The following is a 10,222-nucleotide window of genomic DNA, read 5'->3' as shown; positions in this document are numbered from 1 at the left end:
CCGCTGTTGGTACCAAAAACTAAAACGCCGCTGTTGGTACCAAAAACTAAAACGCCGCTGTTGGTACCAAAAACTAAAACGCCGCTGTTGGTACCAGTGCCAGGTATAAAACCTTCAAGCTATGCAGGAGAGTTATTAGCTAATCCTAAATCTTCGTTCAAAGCGCGGAGTGCAGCGGGTAGTTTATTACGCTTAAGAGCTCTACTAAATGAGATTAACCAAGGTGGACCAAAAAGGAGATACTTCTGAGCTGTTAATCCTCCCAAAATCCCTCAAACCGCTGCGTCTATTCTCAACAAAGGGCTAGTCAGTCTCAACAACCGGAGCTTTTAAGCTCTCTGGGGACTAGATTAACCGCAGTCCAGACAACTCAGGCTCTGCATCAGGATACTGTGCTTTTCTGATGTAGCCCAAAGCCGAAAGCGAGTTCGCTGCGCCTCTGACTTGGGCATCCCCAACTTCTAGATATTCTTGTAAGACCGCGAGCGATCGGTGGCCACTAAGTTTCTGGATGACTCGCAAGGGGATGCCGGCGTTGCTCATTTGGGTCAGTGCGGTGCGGCGGAAACTGTGGGTGCTGAATCCTTCCATCCCCACTCGTTTCACAGCTTCTGCCAAGATATGGCTGGCAGATTCTGGATGGAGGTGTCGCCAGTGATGATTAGTGTGGCGGCCTGGGAACAGATAAGTTGCTCCAGCGCTCGGCTGCCAACTCGCAAGCAACGATCGCAAATCTTCGATAACGGGGATGGTGCGCGTCCCTAATTTTCCTTTGGTGTTGGCTTTGCGGATGATTAGCTCAGCTCTGACCCGACCGTTCGCGGCATAAACATCTTTGGTCAAGAGCGAACAGGCTTCGGCAATTCGGCAAGCGCTAAACAAGCACACTCCAAATAAAGTCCGATCGCGCTCCGTTAAAAGCCCATCGTTGAACAGCAACTCAATTTCATCCGAGGTCAGCACCGAGGCCTGCCCGTGACGGTCAATCTTCACTACCATGTTCCAAACTCCTTGCAGCAATAATTAAATATCAAGTTGGAGCCTCCCCCCACCTCAAATCTTCGGGAAAAGCCCAGAACCTTACCACGCCGTCATCAACCATCGATTTAGCTTGCAACACGTAGCGGCCCTCAACAAACTCCAGTACGCGGCATTTAATCCACTCTTTCCCACGCTGGAACCAACCCCAAACTTTTTCAGCAGCCGGGTCAACTTCCAGCTCTTCTTCTATGGGAGTTTCTACGGTTGGGCTTGTTGTCACACTACAGGTTTCTTCTTTATTTATAGAAGGTGGTGTGACAGACGCTGATTTTGAGGTCAAATCGCTAGAAACCTGACTCCTCGCCGATTTAGCTTGTAGTGTGACATCAGCCTCAACCGCTGCGATGCCTTGGAGCTGGAATTCAAATAAAGCTAGCTCGTCACGCTGTACCCAAGCCTCGAAAATTTGAGCGCGCAATCCTTCAGGCTCGGGAAGTTTGTTGCCAGCCCGATCGAAGCAATTCGCAGACGCAGCGGTGTCAAACCTGTAAAATCTCACCCGCTCTTCCCCGAGGCGCCGCTGTTCGCTTAATTTAGGCTTGCGGCCTAGTTGAGCGACAAAGCTGCCCACAACTCCGATCGGATTAAATGCCACTTTCTCCCCAGTGACTTTGATGCCTGTTACATCTTTGATATCTGCTGCAAGTTTTAGAGCCTTGCTTGCAAACTCAAGAACTTCTGGCGACTTGTTGCTCCATTCTTTTGTCCGGTCTGTGAACTGCAAAGTATTTAGGAGCTCGTGAATTTTTACCTTGGCTGTAACCTGTTGAACATCCTGCAGGCAGAGTTGCCCGTCGCCGTTCTTTATCTGGGAGTCGATCTTTTTCCGATCGCGCATCCAAACAAAATCTGGGTTGTGGGTAAGCAAATATTCAAGAAGAATTTTTGGAAACCATTTATCTTGATGAAGCTGCCTGAGTTCTGGCGTAACTTCTGCTTTGTAAACTTCCTTCAGCCTGAATTTTTCTACTTGATGCCGTTCCGTGTCGGTTTTGCTGCGCTGCTGTTCGAGTTTCTCGAATTGCTCCCGGTCGATATCTTCTGCCTCTGCCACGGCAACGGCTTCCTCAACCTGGCCGATAATTCTCAGAGTTTTAATTTCCCCCGCAGTGTCGCGGTCATCATCTCCACAATCTGTGATGATGTGCCCTTCAGCTTCTAGTCCCTCGCGTACAGTCTCCCGAAAATCCCAAATTGAAGAATTTATTCGGGCCGCGTACTTCGCCCAATACCTTAAAACTACTGGGTTGTGGGCTTTGTCGAGGTCAAAGTCAATATCTCTGAGCAGTTGCAAATTGTAGCGGCAATCTTTTTCCTTCGACTTGGCTACCTCTTTATAATTTGATTCCCCGTTGCCAATTTTTGACACTGCAATCTGGCGGCACCAGACAAATCTCGGCACCGGTTCCCGCACCCGCGCCAGAGATTGCCGTACCTCGTTGTCAGAGATTGCCCCTTGGAAAATGCCGAACACGGCGGTAAAATGCCCGCGCAAGTCAACCGATACCCCAGTTGCCAGCGACGGCGAACAAATTATGATGTCGTAGAGCGCCGCTAGTCCGTCCTTAATTTTTTCAGAGCCTTGGATTTTCTCAGCACATTGGTAAGCTGGATGCTCGGGATTCGCTACAGTCTCCGCATCTATTCTGAGGATTTTCTTACCGGGGCAGCGCGAGCGGTAATATTTTTCTAGAGTTTTAGTGCCGTGTTTGCTCTTGGCTTTCTGGGAGTCGCAACTGACCCAGATTTTGCCCCCACCGTTTACACAATCGACTGAATCCTTGAGGAGTCCAGACGGATCGTCTTTAGTCCCGCCCTTGACGTGTTGGGTGTTGTAGAATTTTATTTGCCACGGCTCAGACGGTTGCCAATGATTTACTGCAATCCAAGGCTTGATGTCGGTTCCAGCAAATTCGCGAACAAAATCAATGCTGATATCGCTTAGGTCGGCATCTTGCAACCGCACTGTGCCGTCCGTGCTGAGTACCGATTGAAATAACGTCCGCATCGTGCTGAGGATTGCTTGGCGGTTTTCCCTGCAAGTTGACGCATTTAGCAGGTGCCAAAAAACTTGTTCGACCTCATCTACAATTACTAAGGCTCCTTCCCAATCCAGCGGGTTAAAAGCTGCTTGAGATAGTGGGTGCAAGCTATCTACGCACAGTCCAAACCCCATAGCCTTGCCTTCAGTTTTGCGATCGGCGTCCGAGTTCATTTCCTCGATCCAAGGAATCCCCACCGCCTTACAAATTGCCCGACCTAGGACAATCCGGTGAGTCAGCAGCAAAACTTTGCGCCCCTGGGCATGAGTTTGAGCGATTAATTTAATGAGGTCGTAGGTTTTCCCCGTGTTTTTGGGCGATTTCACGCCAATTAAGCCGGAGTGGTAGGGAATATCAAGGTAGCGCTGGTTGCACTCCCACGCTACAGGGTGAGTCAGGGCCCAAGCTTTTTTTCTGATTTCTTTGCCGAACCCCTTTAAAGATTCTTTCTGAATCTCATTAATGCTTCTAGCGGCATCCACCACGGCATCCACATCACCGCCGGCAACTGCAAAATCATCAATACCTTTTTTAGGGCCGGGAAGCTGTGCAATTTTTGCGATCGCATTCTTGAACAGTTTTGCCGTGGTGCAGGCCGCCTTGAATTCTCGGCTCCGGGAATAATCCCCGGCGCGGAAGTCGAAAAGAATTGTGATTACCCGTTCCGCTGTGTCAAGCGCTTGCAGCACTTTACACAATTCCCGCGCGATCGCTTTCCGGTACGTTGTCCCGTCGGGTTGGGTAATCTCTTCTCCGTACTCAGTGACTCGGTATCCGGTGGTAATGCCCGGTAATCCGATCGCCACTATGTTCCGACTGATTAAGCAGCAAGCCTTCTTCTCCCCCTCGGTGATGGTAACGGGGCATTTTGTGGCAACCACCCAATCCCAAAATTCCAGTGCTTCCCCGCGAATTCCGACTACTGGGAATTCTGGCATCGGCAAATTATACTTGGCCGCTATTTCCTGCCAACCGATCACATCGACCTTTGGGCAAAATACTTCCAGCGGTTGGCCTGTTTTTTGGTGATACCTGCGGGGCTGGCCTTTGTCGTCAAGGGCGATCGGCGCACCTGCGAGCTGTCGAAAGCGACCGTTACTAGATATCCAACCTGCTGCTGGCTGACCCTCCGGTCGGAAAATGCCTTTTGATTTAATGTTGCCGTTTATGGCGTCCCTCGATGCTCCACACAGATCGGAGAGGAGCCAAAATTTATTCTTGTAAAAATATCCTGCGTCGCCAGTACACCGGGCAAGATTTCGATCGGCTTCTATGCTGCTGCCACTGTTCGTTGACTTGTCGCTATCCCGAAAAAGCTCGTCATAGACAGGGATTCCGCTCGCCGGCTCAAAGTTGATGTGATAAATTTCAGGGCGGACGCCGGACTTGACTACGCAGTCTTGATAGGCAAGGTTTTCTATATCTTGTATAGTAAACTCTTGACCAACTTGAGAGGAATTGTATAAACTAGAATCTGTTTGGGTCATTTTAAGGACGTGGCCCAGACATCCTTTTAAGAAATTGTCAAAGCTTTCTTGAGAAGTTCAAAAAAACCTTATAGACTGGTCGTAGTTATTATTTTTGTTGGGCTCTGGAATCCGTAAGGATATTCTGGGCTCTTTTTTTAGTTATTATTTTTGTTGGTTCCAGAGATTTCACATAGAAATAAGCCTAAACCAAAACTCCCTCGTGTGGGGAGTTCCGTTAGGATTTGAAGTTTTGTTAAGAAAATGAGCGAGCGGGGGCGTAAGTAGAATTACTTTGTCCTTTCAGTAAAACGCCGTTATTCCATCCCCAGCACCCATTTTTATAGGCTACTGTTGCCTTTTTGGTACACAGGCTAGCACTCGCGGTGGCGAATATCTCGAACTGCCCCTGAACAGCTTTATTTCGGGGAGCCTTGGATACGGTCAAAAGTAGCCACTTTAATGCTAAGGGAGTAAAAAACGGAAGGCGACACGTCAACTTTTGAATGCGCTTCTCCTCTGCTGGCGTGAGTTCGCCGTTCCAAGCCTTAGCCTTCAGCTTGAGAGCCTTCTGGGTCAATTGAGCTGGGACTTCGACGTAACCGAAAGATGCCTTGATATGCGGGTTAGTGGCTTCCATGACCAGAGCCTTAAAAAGAAATTGGCTGCAGAACCCATCAGGTACTTCCCCTCCGTACTGGGTCATGTCCTCCAACATCAAAGGCGCGACTAGCTGGCAAAGCCCCCACAACGCCTCCCAGTAAGAAACCTCAAGCCAAACTAGATCGTAAAAATCCTGAGATATCTGCCCCTCTTTAAGCTCAGGGTAGATAGGATCGTCAACTCCCTCAAAGCGAGCTTTCCAGCAGAGGGCGATGCAGTCTTGTTTGAGGCTGAGTTCGGCAAAGGCTCTGCGCTGGTCGTCGGTGAATAATTTTTCTTGTAGGCACCGCCTGCACGGATACTGGGCGATCGTGAGTATCGCTTGTTGGATTGGTGGCAGCCCGTCTGGTATCTCTCGGTGTTTGAGCATAAATTTTAGTTTTAGATTCCTTGTTTTCCCTAGTCAGTCTCCTCCACATCGATGTATAACATCGACGAGTGAGTTTGTGGCGGGAAACGCAGGCTAGGAAAGGGTTCCAGAAAAAGCAATTTTCCCGCCAAAACAGAGCGATTTTCACTCCTCAACTAAGCGTCTATATTCAGCCTCGGCAGCTTTATATTTTGGGCTGCCACCTTTAGACACTCCCCACACTTCGAGGATTATCTTGGCTTTACCCCAGCCCTTTGCCTTTAATTGCAGTGCTCGTTCAGCCCGTTCTGATTCGGCGTTCTCTGAGCCGTTCTGTTCGGGTTCACCTAGCTGTTTTTGAACATTCGGTTCTGATTGTCCATCTTCGCTAAAAGTTAGTGCTAGAGAACGTTCTAAGTGTTCTACAGGGTTGAGAATAGCTTCGGCTTCTTGTTGACGCTGGGTTTGACTGACATAGGCACTGACGGCAATTTCATCCACAACATCGGCGTTGATGGCTGCATCTTTAATCGCTTCGATTTCCGCATCCTTGGCAAGTTTGCGAGCAAGATTTCCGGCGGTGACGGCACACGCTACAGCAGCACACAAGCTCGCACCTTGTATGCCTTTGTGCCAGCCTATCTTCTTGTCCAATCCCACCAACGGAGCTAGCCAAAGCGTCAAACTCGCGCTCGATAAAACTATCAGCTTTAGGAACATAGAATTACCCCTAAACCGATGACTAGAACAGCCAGAACGCTGACTAGCACTGCCTGTAACTGCTGAATTGATACTTTTAGAAACTGGCTTAAAGAGTAGTCCAGGAGCCACGCCGCAACCCAGATAATTCCGAGTGCTGCAAGTAGAAAAGTAATAGCCCTAAATGTCATCGGATGCAAGCTCGCTACCCATCCCAGACAGGAGGAAGCGATGCACCCGGCAAGAAAATAATTGACCAGATACATCGTTCTCATCAGTTCGCCCCTCCCGTGAGTTTTGCCTTGATAGCGTCAATCCGAGTCCTGGCGTCGGAGTCTGCTTTGTCGATTCCAAGCCCTAAGCGGGCGTAGCCGGGGCGAAGTCCGTGCAGCTTCTTAGCCAACCCAGCATCGGAGCGCTTCTTGCCCAGTTCATTTTCAGCGACGGCACCTTCATATTTGCGGTGCTGCTGATGTACAGTTTTGTCTGCCACTTCAATCTTGGTTAAAGCCTTGTAAGCGCGCTTGGATTGCCTCGCACCGTCTGTTTTCTCCTTTGCCAATTCCTTCAACTTGTCGGCTTGCTCGCGGTCAAAGTAGCGCGGGTCTGGCACGACGGGAACCGATCGGATGCTAGAAAAATTACCGGGAGTGTTTGGGGTAATTACCTCGGCGTCGGTCTGTGCTAAAACTTTTGATTTGTCGATCGCGTGGCTGCCGTCGTTGCTAGCCGAAAGTTTGCCAGCAGCGGACTGACCGCCACCAAATAGTCGCAGTTGTAAGCTCATTATTTTTGTCCTATTTGAATGGTTACGCGGACAGGCAAAACCTTGCTATACAAGGGTTGCAGTAAGCACAGCAAAGCCACCGCACCAATAAAAAATGCGATCGCAAATTGCCAGTTAATTCGAGTTTCAGATTTCTCTATGAGTCGCGGTCGCAGCGGTTCAAGTTCGCCGTGCGAGTCCAAAAGTTTCTCCCAAGTTTCACGCTTGCGCTTGTCGCCGTAGAGTTTGGCATACTCACAAAGTCCGAGTTCGTGCGCTCTTGCCTTGAGGCAATCAATCTGGCGGCATTCCCGCGCCGGAGGAATCATGCGTCCCCCATCTTGCTAGTACACAGAATGAGATGCAGTACCTTGTGAGCTTCGTCGAGCTTACCAGCGTTAATCCCTAAAGTGTCAGGAGACTTATCAAACCAAACATCCAAGAAAAGCAGGGCTTTTTCTATATGGGTATCTTCCTGTTCAAGATTTCTTAGATAACCTCTGACGGCTACAAGAAATTCCTCAAGCATCTCAACTTCACGCAATCCATCAAGAGATTCTGCTAAACCCCAAGCAATTTCTTCAAGCGTCTTCCGATCGACCAAAACAGTCTCAACCGAATCGCACGTTAAATGTTGCGATCGCCCTTGCAGCTCTTGCAAAGACGACTGATTTTCAGGCATGATAAGTTGCTCCTTGCCGGGGCTTTTCCGGCGGTAGGGGAAGTCGTCTCAAGGCTTAGCTGGGCGCTAGCTTTGAGGCGCATTTTATTTATGTTGGGGCTTTGGCGGTTTCGTTGGCTCTCCAGAGGATGCTGGGCGCTTTACTAAACTGGAGAGTTTTAGAATCGGTCAAATCCCATTTCAAAATAGTAGCACTCTTATTGTACTCGGTAGCACTCTGAAAAGTTAAAATTAAGACATTGAAGCGCAAAGAGTACAATAAGTATGACCAATAGCCAGTTAGAACCATTAATGCCATCCAAGCTTCCTAGGATTGCTGTCTATCTCCCTCCTGAAATCAAGCAGGGGCTAGAATTAGGAGCCAAAAAGAACCGCAGAACTGTATCTAACATGGCTGCCTGGATTATTGAGCAATGGGTGCTGGACGCCAAGAAATACAGCGAAATGTCCGAATCCAGGGAATCACCTCAAGAACCCGCGACTAAAAAACACCGCAAACCGCGTGGAACAGGTGAAGCGAGATGAATTCAAGCGACAGACTAGACCGAATAGAAGCAATCCTCGCAGCCACCGCAGTTCAGCAGCAGGCAAACACCGAAGCGATCGGACGGCTGGAACTTCAGACCCAAGCCAACGCGGTCGCGATCGATCGGCTGACCGAGCGTGTTGACCGCCTATCAGACCGGATAGACCGCATGATTCCAGCAATTCAGAGCCATCAAGAAGCGCTGAGGCTCCTTGCCCAGCAGCAAAACGACTGGCGAGAGCAAATGCGAATTATTCAAACAGAAATCCGCGACCTCTGGCAGTACCTCAACAACCAGCTACGCAACCGGGGCAACGGCGACGGGCAAAACTGACACACAGCTAGACTGACAGCGGCATTCGGCGTTCCGGGTGTCGCTTTGTTTTGTCCAAAATTTTGGACATTTTGGGAAAGCCCCGGACTGAGCCAGGGCAGCATAATATTCCTAATTTCCCGCCAGATGCGCCGGGACTATTCAATCTTCGCGCTTGCCTCAGTAAAAATTTCATCCCAGTCCTGGTCTGAGTCGAATTGGTCTATTCTTTCGCCTAGCTCATCTAAGAATGCTTGCCGGAGTTCATCGGCATTACGTGGCTGGCTTGCTGTTTTTAATTCCAGCCACCAAGCTAGAAATTTTTCTAATCCTTCTCTCAAATCTGAGTTCACGCTACTCCTCTAGAATTTTCTCAATTTTCGATATTGTGCTACTAGGTAACTTTGTATTTTTAGGTAGCAGAGTCTTGAAAAAACTTAGTAACTCGCCGGCCTTTCCAGACAAATCAACCGCGTCGGGTAAATCTTGGCTGGCAGCGGCTGATTTTTCGGATTTCCCCTCCGATCGGCGAGGAAGCTCAGATTTTAATTCCTCAATTTCTGCATCCTGTTTCTTCAGCTCAGCAAATTGCTCAGAATTTTCGCCCTCCAGCTCGGAGATTTTTTTGCTGGCAGTGGCGACCTGGGATTCCAGTTGCTCAATTTCTTCATTGCGCTCCGCAATTATTTCATCCTTCCTTGTCAGCCGAGAATTTAGCTCGGCGATTTCTTGGTTTCTGAGCCGGATAAGAGTATCGCTCCTTTCTAAGCTCGCGCGCAGTTTTTCAATTTCTTCTGTGTCCGGCCTGAGTGATTCAATGGAAGAATCATTAGCCTGTAACTTTCCCAGCAATTCCTCCACCAGTTGCAGCCGAGCCTCTAATGCTGCAATCCGATTTTCTGTAACTTGAGTAGCTTCTTGCGTAACCGCTTCTGTAACCTTTCCTGCAACTTCTTCTGTAACTTTGGGTAACTGTGGTCGAGATGGACTGCTAAGCTCTCCTCCTATGGCTTCTAAGCGTTCGGCGTTAATTTCAGCAGTTCTCCCTATGTAACGCTTGTATAACTTGCCAGCGATTTTTCTGTAACCGTACCAGTAATCGCTTTTTTCTTTGCGGACTGTGAATGGTGCGCTTGAGTTTGATTCATATCTGAAAGACTTATTCTCAGCCAACCACGCGAACCAGCGGGGGGAATCAACCTCTATCATGCTGCCGTGTTCGGGTTCTAATATTCCCTGAATTACCGATGCAATCATAGTTACCTACCAGTTACCTAAACCTCTATGTAACTACTATATTGTGTAACCGCTCGCAGTTACCCATTAGTTACATACAAATAACTTATGTGTAACCCCTGCCGAGTTACATAATTTTATAGGTAACTATGCTTAATTCGTAGGTGGGTCGTTCGCGCCACTAACAAATCGATAGATTATTCTCGAAAAGAATAAATTAGTAGATTTAGATCTATCCCATCTAAAACTGTTAAGATCAAACTATAAATAAATCAATAGAAAGTTACGACTTAGGATAACCAAACGCTATGAGAAAGAAACAGAATCGAAAACTATCAAAGTTAGTGTCAAAAGTCCAAGCACCGCTGTTGGTACCAAAAACTAAAACGCCGCTGTTGGTACCAAAAACTAAAACGCCGCTGTTGGTACCAAAAACTAA

12 protein-coding genes are annotated in these 10,222 nt (G+C 48.5%); 3 read left to right on the top strand and 9 right to left on the bottom strand.

What is annotated here, in order from left to right; translation table 11 throughout:
• A partial coding sequence (locus QUB61_RS35310) for a hypothetical protein (RefSeq protein WP_333190353.1) occupies positions 1-249 on the top strand: 249 nt, incomplete at its 5' end.
• 96 nt (positions 250-345) lie between these two features.
• On the opposite strand, the gene QUB61_RS35305 is transcribed toward QUB61_RS35310, so the two are convergent.
• The 7 genes from QUB61_RS35305 to QUB61_RS35275 all read right to left on the bottom strand — a co-directional run bounded on the left by QUB61_RS35305 (position 346) and on the right by QUB61_RS35275 (position 7,708).
• Positions 346-999 (bottom strand): tyrosine-type recombinase/integrase, encoded by a 654-nt coding sequence (locus QUB61_RS35305; protein ID WP_333135575.1) that lies wholly within the window; start codon positions 997-999, stop codon positions 346-348.
• A 31-nt stretch (positions 1,000-1,030) separates the two neighbouring features.
• Positions 1,031-4,570, bottom strand: a complete 3,540-nt coding sequence (locus tag QUB61_RS35300; protein WP_333135573.1) for a plasmid replication protein, CyRepA1 family — start codon at positions 4,568-4,570, stop codon at positions 1,031-1,033.
• A gap of 235 nt (positions 4,571-4,805) precedes the next feature.
• Positions 4,806-5,582, bottom strand: a complete 777-nt coding sequence (locus tag QUB61_RS35295; RefSeq protein ID WP_333135571.1) for a hypothetical protein — start codon at positions 5,580-5,582, stop codon at positions 4,806-4,808.
• Positions 5,583-5,726: 144 nt separating this feature from the next.
• Positions 5,727-6,281, bottom strand: coding sequence for a hypothetical protein (locus tag QUB61_RS35290; RefSeq protein WP_333135569.1), 555 nt, complete (start codon positions 6,279-6,281; stop codon positions 5,727-5,729).
• 253 nt (positions 6,282-6,534) lie between these two features.
• A complete protein-coding gene (locus tag QUB61_RS35285) occupies positions 6,535-7,047 on the bottom strand; it encodes a hypothetical protein (RefSeq protein ID WP_333135567.1) in 513 nt (170 codons plus the stop codon).
• Positions 7,047-7,355: a hypothetical protein gene (locus tag QUB61_RS35280; RefSeq protein WP_333135565.1), complete on the bottom strand. Its 309-nt coding sequence runs from the start codon at positions 7,353-7,355 to the stop codon at positions 7,047-7,049. Before QUB61_RS35280 ends, QUB61_RS35285 begins: the two co-directional genes overlap by 1 nt.
• The gene (locus QUB61_RS35275) at positions 7,352-7,708 is read right to left on the bottom strand and encodes a hypothetical protein (protein WP_333135563.1); all 357 of its coding nucleotides are present in this window, start codon (positions 7,706-7,708) and stop codon (positions 7,352-7,354) included. The genes QUB61_RS35280 and QUB61_RS35275 overlap by 4 nt, the downstream gene beginning before the upstream one ends.
• 264 nt (positions 7,709-7,972) lie before the next feature.
• Here QUB61_RS35275 and QUB61_RS35270 point away from each other — a divergent pair, with 264 nt between their 5' ends.
• Entirely contained in the window at positions 7,973-8,233 is a 261-nt protein-coding gene (locus QUB61_RS35270) for a ribbon-helix-helix domain-containing protein (protein ID WP_333135561.1), read from the top strand.
• Positions 8,230-8,568 (top strand): hypothetical protein, encoded by a 339-nt coding sequence (locus QUB61_RS35265; protein WP_333135559.1) that lies wholly within the window; start codon positions 8,230-8,232, stop codon positions 8,566-8,568. Before QUB61_RS35270 ends, QUB61_RS35265 begins: the two co-directional genes overlap by 4 nt.
• A gap of 137 nt (positions 8,569-8,705) precedes the next feature.
• On the opposite strand, the gene QUB61_RS35260 is transcribed toward QUB61_RS35265, so the two are convergent.
• Together QUB61_RS35260 and QUB61_RS35255 are read right to left on the bottom strand one after the other, a co-directional pair.
• Complete coding sequence (locus QUB61_RS35260) at positions 8,706-8,900, bottom strand: hypothetical protein (RefSeq protein WP_333135557.1); 195 nt, start codon at positions 8,898-8,900, stop codon at positions 8,706-8,708.
• Between the two features lies 1 nt (position 8,901).
• Positions 8,902-9,804: a hypothetical protein gene (locus tag QUB61_RS35255; RefSeq protein WP_333190350.1), complete on the bottom strand. Its 903-nt coding sequence runs from the start codon at positions 9,802-9,804 to the stop codon at positions 8,902-8,904.
• Positions 9,805-10,222: the final 418 nt, after the last annotated feature.

The sequence above is a fragment of the Microcoleus sp. C2D2 genome (assembly GCF_036702495.1).
In the GTDB taxonomy this organism is placed as follows: domain Bacteria; phylum Cyanobacteriota; class Cyanobacteriia; order Cyanobacteriales; family Microcoleaceae; genus Microcoleus.
This window is presented reverse-complemented; position numbering and strand designations above follow the sequence as displayed.